Annotated in this window: 2 protein-coding genes; both read left to right on the top strand. The window is 71.3% G+C overall.

Going from position 1 to position 21,290, the window contains the following annotated elements:
• The first annotated feature begins 233 nt into the window (after positions 1-233).
• Positions 234-3,557 (top strand): non-ribosomal peptide synthetase, encoded by a 3,324-nt coding sequence (locus D7X99_RS21190; protein WP_121779357.1) that lies wholly within the window; start codon positions 234-236, stop codon positions 3,555-3,557.
• Positions 3,550-21,290 (top strand): non-ribosomal peptide synthetase/type I polyketide synthase (locus tag D7X99_RS21195; protein WP_121779358.1); only part of this gene is annotated, 17,741 nt, incomplete at its 3' end. The genes D7X99_RS21190 and D7X99_RS21195, both read left to right, overlap by 8 nt.

The following is a 21,290-nucleotide window of genomic DNA, read 5'->3' on the forward strand; positions in this document are numbered from 1 at the left end:
GCAAAGCCATACATCAATAACAGACACACCCCCCCTTCACCCTGAGAGGGTCCGGCGGGAGGTCACTCGGCCGGAAACACCGTTTCGATGCGACTGCAAGGGCCCCCTCCCCTGGGTCAAAACCAGCCGCGAAGCGACGGGAGCCGGCGGCGTGTATCGGAGCCCAGGATGTTTCGTGAGACATTCGCGGGGTTCTCAACGTTTACATGCCCTCCGGGGCGATGATGGAAACCATGACGTCACCCTCGGACGACAAGCGGGCCCTGCTGGCGAAACTCCTCCAGGAGAAGGTCGCGGCCCCCAAGCGCGCTCCGCTCTCCTTCGCGCAGGAACGGATGTGGTTCCTCGAACAGTGGAGCCCCGGGGGCTCGGCGCTGAACATGCCGGTGGCCGTGCGGCTCGTGGGCGAGCTCCAGGCACCGGTGCTCCAGCGCGCGCTCCAAGCACTGGTGATTCGCCATGAGACGCTCCGCACCACGTTCGCGCTGGCGGACGGGCGGCCCGTGCAGGTCGTCGCACCCACGCTGGAGGCGGCGCTCCCCTTGGAGGACCTGCAGGCGCTTCCCCAATCAGAGCGGGAAGCCCGTGCCGCCCAGCGCGTCGCGGAGGTGGCCCGTGAGCCCTTCGACCTGGAACGGGGGCCGCTGTTCCGGGCTCGCCTCTTCCGACTGTCCGCACGCGAGCACCTGTTGCTCTTCGCCATGCACCACGGAGTGTCCGACGCCTGGTCCATGGGCGTCGTCGTCCGCGAGTTGACGGAGCTCTACGCGGCCTTCCAGGAGGGCAAGGCTCCCGAGCTGCCGCCGCTGCCGCTGCAGTACAGCGACTACGCCAGCTGGCAGCGCCGGGCCCAGCAGGGAGAAGAGGCGGAGGTGCGGCTCGCCTGGTGGCGCGAGCGCATCGACCCCCACGCGTTGCTGGAGCTGCCCACGGACAAGCCGCGTCCGGCGGTGCTGGGCACGCGCGGCGCGCGCGAAGCGCTGGATCTGCCCACCGCGCTCACCGCGGACCTCAAGGCGTTCGCCCGTAAGGAAGGCCGCACGCTGTTCGTCACCCTGCTGGCGGCGTTCCAGACCCTGCTCCACCGCTACACCGGACAAGGGGACCTTGCCGTCGGAACGCCCGTGGCCAACCGCCCCCGTGCGGAGCTGGAGGGGCTCATCGGCCTGTTCGTCAACACGGTCGTCCTGCGGACGGACCTGTCGGGCGCCCCGTCCTTCCGGGAGCTGCTGGCGCGGCTGCAGCCGGTGGCGCTCGATGCCTTCGCTCGCGAGGAGCTTCCCTTCGAGCGGCTGGTGGACGCCCTCAAGCCGGGCCGCGACCCGAGCCGCGCTCCCCTCTTCCAGGCGATGTTCGTCCTCCAGAACGCACCGCTGCCGCCCCTGGAAGTGCCTGGCCTCCAACTGGAGGCGCGTCCGGTGGACACGGCTTCCGCCCAGTTCGACCTGACACTCATCGCCGAGGACCTGCCCCAGGGACTGCGCCTCACCGCGGAGTACCCCACGGACCTGTTCGAGCCCGGCACCGTCCGCCGGATGTTGGCGCATCTGATCCGCCTCCTGGAGGGAGCCCTGGCCGCGCCGCACGAGCGCCTGTCGCGGCTGCCCCTGCTCACCCCGGACGAGCGCGAGCAGTTGCTGGGGGTGTGGAGCGGCACTTCCGCGCCCTACCCCCAAGAGGACGGTCTGCACACCCTCTTCGAAGCCCAGGCGCGCCGCACGCCCGACGCGCCCGCGCTCACCTTCGAGGGCGAATCGCTGAGCTACCGGCAGCTGGACGCGCGCGCCAACCAGTGGGCATGGCACCTGCGCGGGCTGGGCGTGGGGCCGGAGACTTACGTGGGGCTGTGCGCCGCGCGCTCGTTCGACATGGTGGTGGGCATGCTCGCGACGCTCAAGGCGGGCGGCGCCTATGTCCCGTTGGATCCCACCTATCCCGCGGCGCGGCTGGCCTTCATGCTCCAGGACTCCGCCGTGAAGGTGCTGCTGGCCCACCGGACACTGCTCGCGGGACTGCCCTCCGCTCCGGGCGCGCGCACGGTGTGCTTCGAGGATGGGGTGCCGGACGCGGACACCTCGCGGGCGCCCCCTGGAGCGCCCCTGCCGGACGGCCCCGCCTACGTCATCTACACCTCTGGCTCCACGGGCCAGCCCAAGGGCGTCGTGGCCACGCACCGCGCGGCCTGCAACCTGGTGGTGCACGAGGCTCGCGTCAGCGAGTTGGGCCCGGGCTCGCGCGTGCTCCAGTTCTCCAATCCCGGCTTCGACGTGTCCGTGGAGGAGATCTTCGCCACCCTCACCGCTGGCGGCACCCTGTGCCTGGCGCCGGTGGAGCGGCTGATGCCCGGCGAGCCGCTGCACCAGTTGCTGAGGCAACAGGCCATCACCGTGCTCAACGCCACGCCCACGGCGCTCGCGGCCACCGACGCCACGGGCCTGCCCGCGCTGCGCACCGTCTTCTCCGGTGGCGAGGCGTGCACCGCGGAGCTGGTGGCGCGCTGGGGAGAGGGCCGGCGCTTCATCAACGGTTACGGGCCCACGGAGGTGACTGTGACGGCCACCGCGACGGAGGTCCGGCCGGAGGGCCGCGCGCCGCCGCTGGGCCGTCCCATCCCCAATGTGCGCGTGTACGTGCTGGACGCGCGGCTGTCGCCGGTGCCGGTAGGTGTCCCCGGCGAGCTGTGCGTGGGCGGCGTGGGCCTCGCGCGCGGTTACCTGAACCTACCGGGCACCACGGCCGAGCGCTTCGTGCCGGATCCGTACGCGTCCGAGCCGGGCGCGCGCCTCTACCGCACGGGAGACCGGGCGCGCTGGAGGCAGGACGGGGAGCTGGAGTTCCTGGGCCGGCTGGATGGACAGGTGAAGCTGCGAGGCTTCCGCATCGAGCTGGGGGAGATCGAGGCGGCGCTCCGCCAGCACGTCGCGGTGGAGGAGGCCGCCGTGCTCATCCAGGACACGCCCGCGGGGGGCCAGCGGCTCGTCGCGTGGCTCGTCCCGGCCACGGCGGGACAGACGCCCACCGCGACGGCGCTGCACGCGTTCCTCCTGGAGCGGCTCCCGCCACACATGGTGCCCTCCGCCTTCGTCGCCGTGACCGCGTTCCCCCTCACCGCCAACGGCAAACTGGACGTGCGCGCACTGCCGCCGCCCTCGGCGGGTCAGCTGGAATCAGGCCGGACGTTCGAGGCGCCGCGCACGGAGCGGGAGGAGCAACTGGCCCGGCTCTGGAGCGACGTGCTCCAGGTGGAGCGCGTGGGCCTGGATGATCCGTTCTTCGAGCTGGGCGGCAACTCGCTGCTCGCGCTGCGGCTGCACCAGCGGCTGCGCGCGGAGCTGGGCGTGGAGCTGCCGCTGACGGTGCTCTTCCAGCACTCCACGGTCCGGGCCCTGGCGGAGCGCCTGGCGCAGGGCGGCGGATCCGACAGCGGGGCGAAGTCCGGACGCGACCGGTCTCGCCGGCGACAGGCCTTCGCTCGCAAGACGGTGGCCGCACCCGCGCGGGACTCGGACGACGACGTGGAGCTGGAGCCGGAGCTGGACGAGGACGCGGATGTCTGAGGAGACGGCGGACACGGTGGAACGCATCGCCATCGTCGGCATGTCGGGACGCTTTCCGGGCGCTCCCACGCTCGACGCCTTCTGGGACAACCTCCGGCGCGGCGTGCACTCCCGGCGCGAGCTGACCGAGGCGGACCTGGAGCAGGCCGGGGTGCCACGGGCCCAGCGCGAGCGGCCGGACTGGGTGCGCGCCGCGTATCCGCTCGACGGGCCCACGCACTTCGACGCGGGGTACTTCGGCTACAGCCCGCGCGAGGCGGAGGTGCTGGATCCGCAGCAGCGCGTCTTCATGGAGACGGCGCTGGAGGCCCTGGAGGACGCCGGCTACGACCCGGAGCGCTTCCCCGAGGCCATCGCCGCCTTCGCGAGCACCAGCACCAGCTCCTACCTGTTCCAGGCGCTCCTGCGGCGTCCGGAGCTGTTGCAGACGGTGGGCCTGTACAACCTGTCGCTCGCCAACGACAAGGACTTCGTCGCCACGCGCACCTCGCACCGGCTGGGTCTGCGGGGGCCGAGCGCCACCGTGCAGACGGGCTGCTCCAGCGCGCTGGTCGCGGTGCACCTGGCCTGTCAGAGCCTCCTGTCGGGCGAGTGCGAGATGGCGCTCGCGGGCGGCGTCTCCGTGGCGTTCCCGCAGACGGCCGGGTACGCGTACCAGCCAGGGATGATCATCTCCCCGGACGGGTTGTGCCGCGCGTACGACGCCCGCTCGCAGGGCACCATCTTCGGCTCGGGCGTGGGCGTGGTGGTGCTCAAGCGCCTGTCGGAGGCGGTGCGGGACCGGGACACCATCCACGCGGTCATCCTGGGGTCGGCCGTCAACAACGACGGCTCCGCCAAGGCGGGCTTCACCGCGCCCAGCGTGGAGGGCCAGGCGGCCGCCATCGCGGAGGCGCTGGGCGTCGCGGGCGTGGAGCCGGAGGACGTGCAGTACGTGGAGGGACACGGCACGGCGACGGCCCTGGGCGACCCGGTGGAGGTCGCCGCGCTCAACCAGGCCTTCGGCGGCGCGCGCTCGGGCACGCGGCGCTGCGTGCTGGGCACCGTGAAGGCGAACATCGGCCACCTCGACTCCGCCGCGGGCGTGGCGGGGCTGCTCAAGACGGTGCTGGCCCTGAAGCACGCGGTCATCCCTCCCACGCCCCACTTCCAGCAGCCCAACCCAGCCATCGACTTCGACGGCGGCCCCTTCTTCGTCACCGCCGAGCCCAGGCCGTGGGACGGTGCGGTGAAGCGCCGGGCCGGGGTCAGCTCGTTCGGCCTGGGGGGCACCAACGTCCACGTGGTGCTGGAGGAGCCGCCGCGCGCGAAGGCCGCCGGAACCCGCCGCACGTGGCACGTGCTTCCGCTGTCCGCGCGCACGCCCCGGGCGCTGGAGGAGGCCACCTCCCGGCTCGCCGCGCACCTGGAGCGCACTCCGGGCCTGGCGCTGGCGGATGTCGCGTCCACGCTCCAGCGGGGCCGCCGCACGCACGAGCACCGGCGCGCGCTGCTCTGCCGGGACCTGGAGGATGCGCGGGCCGGGCTGGCGGATCCACGGCGCCACCTGGGGGGCTCGAGCGTGAACGCGCGCCGCCCCGTGGTGTTCCTCTTCCCGGGCCACGGCAGCCACCACGTGGACATGGGCCGAGCGCTGTACGAAGCGGAGCCCGTCTTCCGCAAGCACCTGGACGCGTGCCACGACGCGCTGGCCCCACACCTGGGCCAGGACCTGCGCTCCGTGCTGTTTCCGGATCAGGCACCGCAGGAGGCGGAGGCGCTGCTGGAGCGGATGACCTTCGCGCAGCCCGCGATGTTCGCGGTGGAGTACGCGCTCGCGCAGCTGTGGCGTTCGTTCGGCGCGGAGCCGGAGGCCATGGTCGGCCACAGCACGGGCGAGTACGTGGCCGCGTGCCTCGCGGGTGTGTTCTCGCTCCCGGACGCGCTGGCGCTGGTGGCCGCGCGCGGACGCCTCATGGATGCGCTGCCACCCGGCGGCATGCTGTCGGTGTCCCTGCCTGAGGACGCGCTCGCGCCGCTGCTGCCTCCGGGGGTATCCGTCGCGGCGGTGAACGCGCCCGCGCTGGTGGTGGTGGCCGGGCCCATCCAGGCATTGGAGGCGCTGGAGGCGACGCTGACCGACAGAGGCGTGAGCACCCGACGGATCCGCGCCCTGCACGCGTTCCACTCGGAGGCCGTGGCGCCCATGGTGGAGGGCTTCCTCCAGGAGCTTTCGCGCGTGCGCATGTCGCCGCCGAAGCGGCCGTACGTCTCCAGCCTGACCGGGACGTGGATCACCGCCGCGCAGGCGACGGATCCACGAACCTGGGCGCGCCACCTGCGCGAACCCGTCCGCTTCGCGCAGGCCGCGACCACGCTGCTCGGGAGCACGGAGCGGCTCTATCTGGAAGTCGGTCCGGGCCAGGCCCTGGGAACGTTCGTCCGGCAGTGCGCGCCCCCGGGCAATCCCCCCACCGCCCTCACGTCGCTGCCGCGCCCGCGCGACGGACAGGACGCCCACCTGCACCTGACGGAGACCGCCGCCCGGCTCTGGCTGGCCGGCGCCTCCATCGACCTGGCGAAGCTGTACGGCAAGGAGCCCCGCCGCCGCGTTCCGCTGCCGCCCTACCCCTTCCAACGGGAGCGCTTCGACCTGCTCGCGGTCGCATCCATTCCGGGTGCCCGGCTTCCGGCCTTCGCCGTGTCCGAGGTCCCCCGCGAGGATGTCCCCCCCGCGCTCGAGTGCGCGGTGCCCACGTGGCAGCGCGTCGCGGGCGCCCCCGTCCCCCGCTTCGATGATCAGCGCTGGCTGGTGATGGAGGATGCGAACGCGCCTGACGGAAGCATCGCGCGGCGGATGGAAGCGAGGGGCGCTGACGTCCTCGCGCTGGGATTGGATTTGACGTGGGCGCCGCTCGAGGAGCGGCTGTCGGCTGGCGAAGGGCCGGATCACGTCGCGTTCCTGTGGCCCTTGGCTCCGGCGGAGGGCCCGGGCGCGGTGGACCGCGTGCTTCACGGGCTGCTGGAGCTCGCGCGGCGGTTGGGGCCGGCCACGGCCGCGAGGCCCGTGACGCTGGCCGTGATCACATGCGGCGCCCAGGACGTGACGGGCGAGGAGCCCCTGCGCGCATGGCAGGCCACCGCGTCCGGCGTGTGCCGGGTGCTGTCCCAGGAGTACCCGGGCCTGCGCTGCCGCGCCATCGACGTGAGCCCGCCACGGCCGGAGGAAGGTCCACGCTGGGCGGAGCAGCTGGTGGCGGAGTTGGGCGCGAGCGCACCAGCCGTGGTCGCGCTGCGCGGACCGCACCGCTTCACGGAGTCGTTCGAGCCAGTCGTCCCGTCGCGCACGGCGGCATCCCCCCTGCGCCAGGGCGGCGTGTACCTGATCATGGGAGACCTGGAGGCCGGAGGCCTCGCCCTGGCCGAAGCGCTCGCCACCACCGCGAGGGCGAGGCTGGTGCTGTTGACCGACACCGTGCCTCAAGCGTCCCATCTGGAGCGCCTCGGGGGTCTCGAGCGCACGGGGGCCCAGGGCCTGCTCCTCGCGCCGATGGGCGGGGGTGCCCCCGAACCGCTCCTCCAGGGACTGCTCGCCGCAGAGGCCCGCTTCGGCGCGCTCCACGGCGTCTTCTTCTTCCCGCAGGGCACGGCGGGCGCGGGCAGACAATCCCTGGCGGACGCCACCGCCGAGGCGTGGGCACCCGTCTTCCGCTCCCGCGTGGGCGTGCTGGGCGCGCTGGCTGGGGCGCTCCAGGGGCGTGCTCCGGACTTCGTGACGGTGACCTCTTCGCTGACGGCCGTGGTGGGCGGCGTGGGCCGTGGCGTGCTGGCCGCCGCGCATGCCGCGATGGACACCTTCGCGGCGCAACAGAACCGGGGCCCGGGCCCGCGCTGGTACGTGGTGGACCTGGATGCGTGGCGGGACGAGGTCATCCCCGTGTGGCTGGGCCTGCTCGCCGCCTCGGGACAGGGAGGACGCTGGTGGATCTCCCGGGGCCCTCCGCGCGCGGAGGAGCCGGAGGCCGGTGGGACGTCCGGGACGGCGCCGGATCCGGCGAGCGGTTCCCGAGCGCGGGACTCCGGACGGCATCCCCGCCCGCCGCTGGCGACCCCGTACGTGGCGCCCCGTGGCGACAGCGAGCGCCGCGTGGTGGAGCTGTGGCAGGAGATGCTGGGCATCGACACGCTCGGCGTGGACGATGACTTCTTCGAGCTGGGCGGCCACTCGCTGCTGGCCACCCAGGTGCTCGCGCGCGTGAGGTCCGCCTTCGCCGTGGAGCTGCCCCTGCGCGCCTTCTTCGAAGCGCCCACGCCCGCGAAGCTCGCGGAGCGCGTGGACGCCGCGACCGCTGCTGGCGCTCCCGCGAACATCCTCCCGCCGCTGACGCCCGTGCCCCGCGACGGCCGGCCCCTGCCGCTGTCCTTCTCCCAGCAGAGCCTCTGGTTCCTCGAGCAGCTCCACCCGGGAGGCGGCGCCTACAACATGCCGTCCGCCCTCCGGCTGGAGGGCCGCGTCAACACGGCGGCGCTCGAACAGGCCTTCACGGAGCTCGTCCGCCGGCACGAAGCGCTGCGCACCACCTTCCACGCGGACGGCGGCGCGCCCCTGCAGCGCATCCACCCGCCAGCGGCCTTCCGGCTGGCGGTGATGGACGTGTCGTCCCACGGCGCTCCCGAAGCGGATGCACACAGGCTCGCGGCGGAGGAGCAGCTGCGTCCGTTCGACCTCGCCGCGGGGCCGCTGCTGCGCGCGGTGCTGATCCGGCTCGCGGAGGCGCGGCACGTGCTGGTGGTGACGATGCACCACATCGTCTCCGACGGCTGGTCGCTGGGCGTGCTCGTCCGGGAGATGGTGGCCCTCTACCAGGCCTTCGCGTCCGGACAGCCGTCCATGCTGGCCCCGCTGCCGGTGCAGTACGCCGACCATGCCGCGTGGCAGCGCGCGTGGCTTCGGGGGGAGGCCCTGGAGTCGCGGATCCGCTGGTGGCGTCAGCAGTTGGACGGCGCCCCTGCGTTCCTGACGCTGCCCACCGACTTCCCGCGTCCGCCGGTGGCGTCCTTCCGAGGCGACGCGGTGCCCGTCGCCCTGCCACGCGCGATCTCCGAGTCCCTGGCGGCGTTGTGCCAGGCCGAGGGCGTCACCCCGTTCATGGCCCTGCTGGCCGGATTCCAGGCCCTGCTCAGTCGCTACTCGGGCCAGGACGACGTGAGCGTCGGCAGCGCGATGGCCGGCCGCCGTTTCGCGGAGCAGGAAGCGCTCATCGGCTTCTTCGTGAACACGCTGGTGTACCGCACGCGCCTGCACGCGGACCCCACGTTCCGCGAGCTGCTCGCCCGCGTGCGCGACACGACGCTGGAGGCGCACGCCCACCAGGACCTGCCCTTCGAGAAGCTCGTCGAGGCGTTGCGGCCGGAGCGGGATCCCTCGCGGTCGCCGCTCTTCCAGGTGAACTTCACGTTCCAGAACATGCCCATGGGCGCGGTGGAGGCGCCGGGGCTGCGCTTCGAGCCCATCCCCATCGAGGGCGGCACGGGCCGCTTCGACCTGGCGCTGGTGCTCACCGACACGCCGCGGGGCCTGACGGGCACGCTGGAGTACGCCAGCGACCTGTTCCGCCCGGAGACGGCGCGGCGCCTGGTCACCCACCTGCACGTGCTGCTGGAGGGGGCTCTGCGAAACCCCCAGCTGCGGCTGTCCGAGATGCCCCTGCTCACGGACGCCGAGCGCCACGAGGTGCTGGTGGAATGGAACGCCAGCGACGCGGACTTCCCGCGCGACGCGAGCCTGCACACGCTGTTCGAGGCGCAGGTCCGGAGCACGCCGGACGCGCGAGCGGTCGTCTTCGAGTCGCAACACCTCACGTACCGCCAGCTGGACGCGCGCGCCAATCAACTCGCGCACCACCTGCGCGCGCTGGGGGTGGGCCCCGAGGTCATCGTGGGGCTGTGCGTGGAGCGCTCGGTGGAGGGCGTGGTGGGAATGCTCGCCATCCTCAAGGCGGGAGGCGCCTTCCTCTGCCTGGATCCCGCCCACCCCACCGCGCGGCTCGCGCTGATGCTGGAGGACTCGGGGCTCCAGGTGCTGTTGACCCAGGACGCGCTGCTCGACGTGCTGCCCCTGTCCTCGTCCTGCGTGCCGTGCTGTTTCGACGCCGACGCGATCGCCATCTCGCGCTGCCCCACGACGCCACCGGAGGTGGAGGTCCACGCCGGGAACCTGGCCTACGTCATCTACACCTCGGGCAGCACCGGACGGCCCAAGGGCACGCTCCTCGCGCACCGGGGGCTGTGCAATTCGGTGCTCGCGGCGGTCCGGGCCCATGCGCTGTCCCCCACGAGCCGCGTCCTCCAGTTCGCGTCCCCGACCTTCGATGCCGCCATCCTGGAGACCTTCGCGCCACTGCTCGCGGGTGCCACGCTGGTGCTGGCCCCCCGGGAGCGGTTGCTGCCGGACGCGCCGCTGCGCGCGCTGTTGACCGAGCAGGAGATCACAACGGTCACGCTGACGCCGTCGGTGCTGGCGCAGCTGACGTCGGAGGACCTCGCGAGCCTGCGCACCGTCATCTCCGCGGGCGAGGCCCTGTCTCCAGAGATTGCCCGGCGCTGGAGCGAGGGCCGCACCCTGCTCAACGCCTACGGTCCCACCGAGGCCACCGTCTGCGCCTCCATCACGCCAGGGCCGGTCCCGGCCGACGCGCCCGGTATCGGCAAGCCGTGGCCCAACACGCGGCTCTACGTGCTGGATGCCCACCTGCGGCCGGTACCCGTGGGCGTGCCGGGAGAGTTGTTCATCGGAGGCGTGGGATTGGCCCGGGGATACCTGGGCCGTCCGGACCTCACCGCCAGGCGCTTCCTCCCCGATCCCTTCGGCACCGAGCCCGGCGCGAGGCTGTACCGCACCGGAGACCGCGTGCGCTGGAGTCAGGGGGGAGACCTCGAGTACCTGGGCCGGACCGACTTCCAGGTGAAGCTGCGCGGCTTCCGCATCGAACTGGGAGAGGTGGAGGCCGCGCTGCAAGCGCACGCGGCGGTCCTCCAGGCCGTGGCGCTGGTGCGCGAGGATGCACCGGGGCTGCCAAGGCTGGTCGCCTACGTGGTGGCGAGCGGGGACGTGGCCGGATTGCGCGAGTTCCTCCAGCAGCGTCTGCCCGAGTACATGGTGCCCGCGACGCTCGTCGTGCTGGAGGCGTTGCCGCTCACCTCCAGTGGCAAGGTGGACCGGCGGGCCCTGCCTTCACCCGACCTCCGCGCGAGCGGCGCTCCGGGCCACGTGCCCCCGCGCACGCCCACGGAAGAGCGGCTCGCGGCGCTCTGGAAGCCGCTGCTCCAGGTGGAGCAGGTGGGCTCGGAGGATCACTTCTTCGAGCTGGGAGGCCATTCGCTGCTGGCCACCCAGCTCGTCTCCCGCATCCGCGCGGACTTCGGCGTCGAGCTGGCGCTGCAAGTCCTCTTCGAAGCCCCGACGCTCTCTGCGCTCGCACGCCGGCTGGACGCGGCCCGGCCCGAGGACGCATCGCGGGCCCCGCCCCTGCTGCCGGTGCCACGCACGGGCACCTTGCCACTGTCGTTCGCGCAGCAGCGCCTGTGGATCATCGAGCAGATCGAACCCGGAGGCACCGCCTACAACATCCCCACGGTGCTGCGGATCCGCGGACGCCTGGACCGGGGAGCGCTGGGCAGGGCCTTCAGCGGGCTCGTCGAACGTCACGAGTCCCTGCGCACCGTCTTCGCCACGCAGGACGGCGAGCCCCTGCAGATCATCCAGCCCCCCACGGAGTTCGCGCTGCCAGAGGTGGACCTGTCGGACGCTCCGAACGCGGAGCGCGTCCGGCAATGCGCCGAAGCGGAGACCCAACGCCCGTTCAATCTGGCGGAGGGTCCGCTGCTGCGAGCCCTGCTGCTGCGAGTGGACGCCGAGGAGCACGTGCTGGTGGTGACGATGCATCACATCGTCTCCGACGGCTGGTCCATGGCCCTGCTCGTGCGCGAGGTGGCCTCTCTCTACGCGGACTTCTCCTCGGGCCTCGCGCCCTCGCTTGAGCCCCTTGCTCTCCAGTACGCAGACTTCGCCGCGTGGCAGCGGATGTGGCTGCAAGGCGACGTCCTCTCGCGCCAGCTCGACTTCTGGCGCCAGCAACTCTCCGGTGCCCCCGCCCTCCTCGATCTGCCCACCGACAGGCCTCGCCCCGCCGTCCAGTCCTCTCGCGGCGCGTGGGTTCCGTTCCATCTTCCCCAGCCTCTCACCTCCAGCCTCCTCGGCTTCTGTCAGCAGCAAGGCGCCACCCCTTTCATGGCCCTGCTCGCTCTCTGGCAGCTGCTCCTGTCTCGCTACTCCGGCCAGCACGACATCAGCGTCGGTGCGCCCATCGCGGGCCGTACCCGCTCCGAGACCGAGGGCCTCATCGGCTTCTTCGTCAACACCCTCGTCCTTCGCTCCCACGTGGAGCCACGCTCGTCGTTCCGTCAGCTGCTCTCCCAGGTGAAGGCATCCACCCTCGCCGCCTTCGAGCACCAGCACCTCCCCTTCGAGAAGCTCGTCGAGGAACTCCAGCCACAGCGCTCCCTTCGTCACTCCCCTCTCTTCCAGGTGATGTTCACGCTGAGGAACACGCCGGACGCGGCCATCCAGTTGGAGGGGGGCGCATCCGCGCTGGAGCTGAGTCCGGTGGAGTCGGACGTCGTCGCGGCGAAGTTCGACCTGAACCTCTCGCTGGCGGAGACACCCGAGGGCCTGGCCGGGGAGATCATCTACCGGGCGGACCTGTTCGACGCGGCCACCATCACCCGCATGGGCGAACACCTGCGCACGTTGACGGAGGCCGCGCTCGCCGCGCCGGATGCGCCCGTGGGCGACCTGTCCCTGCTGTCCGCCGGGGAACGCGCGCAGGTGCTGGAAGGCTTCAACGCGACCGCGGACGCCTTCGTCGCACCAGGCCCCCTGCACGCGCTCATCGAAGCGCAGGCCGCCCGCCACCCGGATCGGCCAGCGGTGGCCTGCGCCGGTGAGGTGCTCACGTATGGAGCGCTGGACACGCGCGCCAACCAGCTGGCGTGGCGGCTGCGCTCGCTGGGCGTGGGGCCCGAGACGCGCGTCGGGCTGTGCCTGGAGCGCTCGGTGGACATGGTGGTGGCCCTGTTGGGAGTCTGGAAGGCCGGGGGGGCATACGTCCCGCTGGAGCCCTCCCAACCCACGCAGCGGCTTCGGGCCCTGGTGGAGGAGATCGCCGCGCCCGTCGTCGTGACAGCGTCTCGTCACGCGGAGGCCTTCACTTCGCTGGCGGCGCACGTGGTGCGGATGGACACGGACGCGCAGGTGCTCGCGGCCCTGTCACGGGAAGCTCCCGCCCACGGCACCACCGCGCGGTCCCTGGCCTACGTCCTCTTCACGTCGGGCAGCACGGGCCGGCCCAAGGGCGTGGCCGTGGAGCATGCCCAGCTCTTCCAGTACGTGCGGGCCGCCACCGAAAGGCTGCGGTTGGAGGAGTGCGCAAGCTTCGCGCTCGTCTCCACCTTCGCCGCGGACCTGGGCAACACGGTGCTCTTCCCCGCGCTGTGCACGGGAGGCCTGCTCCACGTGCTGCCGCAGGAGCTGGCCAGCAGTCCCTCGGAGGTGGTCGCGTACTTCCAGCGCCACGCGGTGGACTGCATGAAGATCGTCCCCTCGCACCTGACGGCGCTGCTGACGGCGGCCGAGCCCCGCCACGTCCTGCCCCGAAAGAAACTGGTGCTGGGAGGTGAGTCCTCCTCGCCGGCCCTGCTGGAGCAGGTGCGCGCGCTGGCACCGGGCTGCGAGCTGTTCAACCATTACGGCCCCACGGAGACGACCGTGGGGGTGATCGCGGGTCCAGTGGAGGTCCTGCCCCAGGCATCGGTGCCGCTGGGCCGGGCCCTGGCTCACACACGGCTGTATGTCCTGGACGAAAGGCTGCGGCCCGTGCCCGTGGGCGTCCCGGGCGAGTTGTTCATCGGCGGCGCGCAGGTGACGCGCGGCTATCTCGGCAGGCCAGAGCTGACCGCGGAGCGCTACCTGCCTGACGTGCACAGCCCGCTGCCAGGCGCGCGCATGTACCGCAGCGGGGATCGGGTGCGCTGGCTGCCGGATGGGCGCGTGGAATTCATCGGTCGCGCCGACTTCCAGGTGAAGGTGCGCGGCTTCCGTGTGGAGCCGGGAGAAGTCACCGCGGCCCTGAGCGAGCACCCCGCAGTGCGTGAGGCCTGGGTCGTTGCGCGCGAGGACATGCCCGGGGACACGCGGCTCGTGGCCTACGTCGTGAGTGCGGCGGAGCCCGTGTCCGCCGGAGAGCTGCGCGCCTTCCTCCAGGAGCGGCTGCCGGCCTACATGGTGCCTGCCGCCTTCGTGCACCTGGAAGCGATGCCGCTCACCTCGAACGGCAAGTTGGATCGCAAGGCCCTGCCCGCGCCGGAAGACACGACCCGAGAGGCGGCCTTCATCGCCCCGCGAACACCCACCGAGGAACGGCTCGCGGCCCTGTGGGCCGGGCTGTTGCGCGCGGAGCGGATCAGCGTGGAAGAGGACTTCTTCGCGCTCGGTGGTCACTCCCTGCTCGCGACGCAAGTGGTCTCGCGAGTCCGGCAGACCTTCGAGGTGGAGCTACCGGTGCGAGCGCTCTTCGAAGCGCCCACCGTGGCCGCGCTCGCGGCGCGCATCGACTCCGCTGCGCGTACGCAGGCCCCCGCTCTGCGCCCTGTTCCTCGCGATGGCGACCTGCCCCTCTCCTTCGCCCAGCAGCGCCTCTGGTTCATCGACCAGTTGCAGCCCCTGAGCGCCGCCTACCACATGCCCACCTTCGTGCGGCTGGTGGGCCCTTTGGATGAAGCCTCGCTGCGACGCGCGCTGGATGAACTGGTGAGTCGTCACGAAGCCCTGCGCACCACCTTCGTCCAGCACGAAGGCCAGCCGCTTCAGCGCATCTCCGCCACGGCGCATTTGCCGCTCGTCGTCGTGGAACCGGGCTCGCTTCCCCTAGAGCCGCAGCTGCGAGAAGAGGCCTCACGACCCTTCCAGCTCGACTCCGGTCCCCTGGCCCGCGCGAAGCTCTGGTGCCTGGGCTCCACCGAGCACGTGCTCGCGCTGACGCTGCACCACATCGTCTCCGACGGCTGGTCCATGGGCGTGCTGGTGCGCGAGGTTGCCGCCCTCTACGAGGCCTTCTCCCAGGGCAGGCCTTCACCGCTGCCGCCCCTTCCCGTGCAGTACGCCGACTACGCCGTCTGGCAGCGACAGTGGCTGCAAGGTGACGTCCTCCAGGCGCAACTGGACTACTGGAAGCAGCAGCTCTCTGGCGCATCTCCGCTGGAGCTACCCACGGACAGGCCCCGGCCTCCCGTGCAGTCCTCCAACGGCGCGCACGCGCCCGTCGTCCTTCCGGCCGAGACATCCCGCCAGCTCAAGGCCCTGAGCCTCCAGGAGGGCATCACGCCCTTCATGCTGCTGCTGGGCTCCTTCCAGGTGCTCCTCTCCCGGTACGCCGGCCAGGAGGACATCACCGTCGGCTCTCCCATCGCCGGTCGTCAGCGCGGAGAGCTCGAAGACCTCATCGGATTCTTCGTCAACACGCTGGTACTTCGTGCACGCGTTGCCCCCTCCCTCTCCTTCCGAGCCTTGCTCGCGCAGGTGAAGGAGACGGCGCTGGGGGCCTATGCCCATCAGGACATCCCTTTCGAGCGGCTGGTGGAGGAGCTTCATCCCACGCGCGACATGAGCCGCGCCCCGCTCTTCCAGGTCCTCTTCTCCCTGCAAGGCGTCCCCGGCACGGAGCCTCTTCAAAGCCAGGCCCTGTCGCTGCACCCCTTGGAGGCAGACACCGCGACCTCCAAGTTCGAATTGCAGCTCATCCTCTCCGACACCCCCGAGGGCGTCCGGGGCACGCTCGCCTTCAACACCGACCTCTTCGAAGTAAGCACTGCCTCGCGAATGGCCGCGCACTTCGGCCGCCTCGTGGACGCGCTGTTGGCACGACCTGACGCGCCCCTGGCCTCCGTCTCCATGCTCGGCGAGGACGAGCGGCGCCAGGTGCTCGTGGAGTGGAACAACACCGCTTCCGACTACCCACGCGACGCCAGCATCCACTCGCTCTTCCACGAACAGTCGCTGCGGACTCCGGACGCCGTCGCCGTCGAGTCGGAAGGGACGACGCTCACCTATCGACAGCTGGATGCGCGTGCGAATCAGCTCGCGCGCTTCCTGCTGACGCTGGGCCTGGGCCCGGAGCCGCGCATCGGGGTCTGTCTCCACCGGAACGTGGATTTGGTGGTGGGGCTGCTGGGCATCCTCAAGGCTGGTGGCTGCTACGTGCCGCTGGATCCTTCCTATCCGCCGCAGCGGTTGGCGTTCCTGCTCGCGGATTCGGATGTGGCGGCGGTGCTCACGCATCAGTCCCTGACACCGATGCTTCCGGAGTCCTCGCGCCCGGTGGTGTGCCTGGACTCCGACGGGGAACGGATTGCACGTCAGCCGGTGGAGGCGCTGCAAGCACCCGTCCGTGCGGATCAGCTGGCGTATGTCACGTACACGTCGGGTTCGACGGGGACGCCCAAGGGCGTGGCCATTCCTCACCGGGGTGTGGTGCGGCTGTTGATCGGCTCGCGCTTCGTGAAGCTGGGGCCCTCTGAGGTCGTGTTGCAGCTCGCGCCGCTGGCGTTCGACGCGTCGACCCTGGAGATCTGGGGCGCGCTGTTGCACGGCGGCCGGTTGGTGCTCTTTCCCCAGGCGGTTCCGTCACTGGAGGAGCTGGGCCAGGCCCTGCTCCGGCATCGGGTATCGGTGCTCTGGCTGACGGCGGCGCTCTTCGACCAGATGCAGCAGGAACAGCCCCAAGCCCTCGCGTCCGTGGCGCAGCTCCTCGCCGGAGGCGATGTGCTCCCCGTGCCCCGGGTTCGCGAGCGGCTGGCCCAGTCGCGAGGCCTCGTGAACGGCTACGGCCCCACGGAGAGCACGACCTTCACCACCTGCCATGTGATGACTCCCGGAGACGCGGTGGGCGGCTCCGTGCCCATCGGTAGGCCCATCGCCAACACCCAGGTCTACGTGCTGGATGCGGCGATGCAGCCGGTCCCGGTGGGGGTGCCAGGCGAGCTGTACATTGGCGGTGACGGTCTGGCGCGCGGCTACCTGGGGCGGCCAGCCCTCACCGCGGAACGCTTCGTGCCGCATCCCTTCGAGGCGTCCCCGGGCGAGCGGCTGTACCGCTCCGGGGACCGCGTGTGCTGGAGCGCGGACGGAACGCTGAGGTTCCTGGGGCGCATGGACTTCCAGGTGAAGCTGCGCGGCTTCCGCATCGAACCGGGCGAAGTGGAGGCGGTGCTGCGCGAGCACGACTCGGTCACCGACGCGACCGTGCTGGTGCGCGAGGACATCCCCGGAGACAAGCGACTGGTGGCCTACGTCGTGCCCACGGAGCTGGACACCGCGCGGCTGCGCGACCACCTGCGCCAGCGTCTGCCGGAGTACCTGGTGCCGTCCGCCTTCGTGGCGATGAAGGCCTTGCCGCTGTCGGCCCACGGCAAGGTGGACCGCAAGGCACTGCCCGCACCGGAAGCCCCACGCGGCTCCGCGACCCGCGAGCCCCCGCGCAACGCGCTGGAGACCCAGTTGGTCTCGCTCTGGGGGAAGGTCCTGGGCCGGGAAGGCATCGGCATTCACGATCACTTCTTCGAACTGGGAGGCCACTCGCTGCTGGCGACGCAGCTCGTCTCCCGGATCCGTTCCGCACTGGAAGTGGAGCTACCGGTGCGAGCGCTCTTCGAAGCGCCCACCGTGGCCGCGCTCGCGGCGCGCATCGACTCCGCCGCGCGCACGCAGGCCCCCGCCCTGCGTCCTGTTCCTCGCGACGGCGACCTGCCCCTCTCCTTCGCCCAGCAGCGCCTCTGGTTCATCGACCAGTTGCAGCCGCTGAGCGCCGCCTACCACATGCCCACCTTCGTGCGGCTGGTGGGCCCCCTGGATGAAGCCTCCCTGCGCCGCGCGCTTGATGAACTGGTGTGTCGTCACGAAGCCCTGCGCACCACCTTCGTCCAGCACGAAGGCCAGCCGCTTCAGCGCATCTCCGCCACGGCTCAGTTGCCGCTCACCATCGTGAAACCGGGCTCGCTTCCCCTGGAGCCGCAGCTGCGAGAAGAGGCCTCACGACCCTTCCAGCTCGACTCCGGTCCCCTGGCCCGCGCGAAACTCTGGCGCCTGGGCCCCACCGAGCACGTGCTCGCGCTGACGCTGCACCACATCGTCTCCGACGGCTGGTCCATGGGCGTGCTGGTGCGCGAGGTTGCCGCCCTCTACGAGGCCTTCGCGCAGGGCAGGCCTTCGCCGCTGCCGCCCCTGCCCGTGCAGTACGCCGACTACGCCGTCTGGCAGCGGCAGTGGCTGCAAGGTGACGTCCTCCAGGCGCAACTGGACTACTGGAAGCAGCAGCTCTCTGGCGCCGCTCCGCTGGAGCTGCCCACGGACAGGCCCCGACCTCCCGTGCAGTCCTCCATCGGCGCTCAGGTGCCCGTCGTCCTGACGCCTGAAACATCCCGCCAGCTCAAGGCCCTGAGCCTCCAGGAGGGCGTCACGCCCTTCATGTTCCTGCTGGGCGCCTTTCAGATGCTCCTCTCCCGCTACTCCGGCCAGCAGGACGTCACCGTCGGCTCGCCCATCGCAGGACGTCAGCGCGGAGAGCTCGAAGACCTCATCGGATTCTTCGTCAACACGCTCGCACTGCGCATCCAGGTGGACGGGCAGAAGTCGTTCGTTCGCTTGTTGCGACAGGTGAAGGAGACGGCGCTGGGGGCCTACGCCCATCAAGACGTGCCCTTCGAGCGGCTGGTGGAAGAGCTTCAACCCACGCGCGACATGAGCCGCTCTCCGCTCTTCCAGGTCCTCTTCGCGCTGCAGAACGCTCCAGCCGCGCCTCTTCGCGAGCAGGCCCTCTCACTGCATCCCCTGGACGTGGAAGGCTCCACCTCCAAGTTCGAATTGCAGCTCATCCTCTCCGACACTCCCGAGGGTTTTCAGGGAGCCCTCGGCTTCAACACCGACCTCTTCGAAGTGAGCACCGCCTCGCGCATGGCCGCGCACTTCGGCCGCCTCGTGGACGCACTGCTGGCACGGCCCGACGCGCCCCTGGCCTCCGTCTCCATGCTCGGCGAGGACGAGCAGCGCCAGGTACTCGTGGAGTGGAACGCCACCGAGGCCAGCTACCCGCAGGACTCCACGCTTCCTGAAGCCTTCGCCCAGGTCGTCGCCCGCTTCCCCGAGAAGCTCGCCGTTGAATTTGGAGAGGAGCGCCTCACCTACCGACAGCTGGATGCGTGGGCCAACCGCCTTGCCCACCACTTGCGCGGTCTCGGCATCACCACCGACTCGCGCGTGGCCATCGCGCTGGAGCGCTCGCTGGAGCTCGTCGTCGGCCTCCTCGCCATCCTCAAGGCCGGTGGCGCCTATGTGCCGCTGGACCCCAGCTACCCACGTGAGCGTCTCGCGGCCATGGTGGAGGACGCCCGGCCGAGTGTTCTCCTCACGTCCCGTGCGCTTCTGGCGAAACTGCCCGAGGTCTTGTCCACCGTGGTGCTGAAGGAAGTCTCGCTAGAGGGGCTGCCGACCCACGCCCCTGCGCCTTCCGCCCTACCTCTGAGCCTCGCCTATATCGACTTCACCTCTGGCTCCTCCGGCAGGCCCAAGGGTGTCGGCACGCCTCACCGCGCCGTCCTTCGCACCCTCTTTGGTACGGACCTCACCCACTTCGGGCCCGACGCGTCCTTCCTGCTCCTCGCCCCCATCTCCTTCGACGCCTCCACCTTCGAAATCTGGGGCGCTCTGCTTCACGGCTCCCGCCTCGTCATCGCCCCTCCCTCTCCTCCATCTCTCGAAGAGTTGGGCGCACTGATTCAGCGCTTCTCCGTCACCACCCTCTGGCTCACCTCCGGCCTCTTCTCCCAGATGGTCGACGGCCACCTCGAAGGCCTTCGCCCACTCAAGCACCTGCTCACTGGAGGCGACGTCGTCTCCCTTGCGCACGCGCGCCGCGTCCTCGACGCCCTCCATCTGCCCGTCACCAACGGCTACGGCCCCACCGAATCCACCGTCTTCGCCACGGCCTTCCACCTCCGTGACACCTCGTTCTCCGGCGCATCGCTGCCCATCGGCAGGCCCCTGGCCAACACCCGCGTCTACGTCCTCGACCCCCAGGGCCTTCCGCTTCCCGTCGGCCTCCCTGGTGAACTCTTCATCGGCGGTGACGGCCTCGCGCGCGGCTATCTCGAGCAGCCCTCCCTCACCGCAGAGCGCTTCCTGCCCGACGCCTTCTCGGCCACGCCCGGCGCACGCCTCTACCGCACCGGCGACAAGGCCCGCTGGCGCCTCGACGGCACACTCGAGTTCCTCGGCCGCCTCGATTCCCAGGTGAAGCTGCGCGGCTTCCGCATCGAGTTGCCCGAAGTCGAAGCCACCTTGCTGCTCCACCCTGACGTGCGACAGGCCGTCGTCCTGCTTCGCGAGGGCATCCCCGGCGACAAGCGCCTCGTCGCCTACGTCACCGGCCCGGACGCTCTCTCCACCTCCAGCCTGCGCGCCTTCCTCCTGCGGCACCTCCCCGAGTACATGGTGCCCTCCGCCTTCGTGCACCTGGACGCCTTGCCTCTCACCGCCCAGGCCAAGCTCGACCGCGAAGCCCTGTCACCTCCAGACGCCCACGCCACCTCCGACTACGTCGCCCCGCGAACTCCCACGGAGGCGCTGCTGGCCACGCTCTGGGCGGAGCTGCTCCACAAGGAGCAGGTCGGCATCCAAGACGACTTCTTCGCGTCGGGTGGCCACTCACTGCTCGCTGTCCGTATGGCCGCGAGCATCCGCGCGCGGACAGGCAAGAGCCTCCCGCTCGCCGCGCTCTTCCAGGCCCCGACCATCGAACAGCTCGCGACCGTCCTCGATGGCGGGCCTGCCCCAACGTCGTCGCTCGTCGTCATCCAGCGAGGAGGGACACGCCAGCCCTTCTTCTGCGTCCACCCAGCGGGCGGCAACGTCCTCGCCTTCGCGGACCTCGCGCGGCGGCTGGGCCCGGAGCAGCCCGTCTACGGACTCCAGGCACAGGGCCTCGACGGCCAGCTGCCGCCGCTGGACTCCATCGACGCCATGGCCCGGCACTACGTCGCGGCGATCCGCTCCGCCCAGCAACACGGCCCCTATCGCCTGGGAGGCTGGTCGCTCGGCGCCGTCATCGCGGCGGAGATGGCACGCCACCTCCATCAGGCCGGTGAAGTCGTGGAGCTGCTCGCCCTCATCGAACCCAGCCCGGCCCATGCCGCCATGGAGGATGACGACTCGACGCTGGCCCTCCACTTCGCTCTGGATCTGGCCCGCCTCGCCGGGCTGCCTCCCCGCCTTCCCACGGAGGTCATCGATGGCGGACCGGAGGCGCTGCTGCACCACCTGCATGCCGAAGGTCAGCGGACCGGCCTCTTCTCCGCGGAGTCCGGACTGGAGGATCTGAGCATCCTGCTCCGCGTCTTCACCGCCAACGTCCGCGCGCGCGCAAGGCACACGCTCACCCCGCTTCCGGTGCCCCTCACGCTCATCGTCGGCGCGGACTCCGGCAATCCGGACGCGCGCGGCTGGGACGCACTCACGCCCCGCCTGGACGTCATCCCTGTCCCTGGCGACCACTACACGCTGCTGCATCCCCCGCTGGTGGAGGGGCTCGCGCGCGTCCTCGCGCCGCTGTTGGAGCACGCCGCGCCTGCACGAGCCCACCTGCCCGC

Source organism: Corallococcus sp. AB032C, assembly GCF_003668935.1.
GTDB lineage: Bacteria > Myxococcota > Myxococcia > Myxococcales > Myxococcaceae > Corallococcus > Corallococcus exiguus.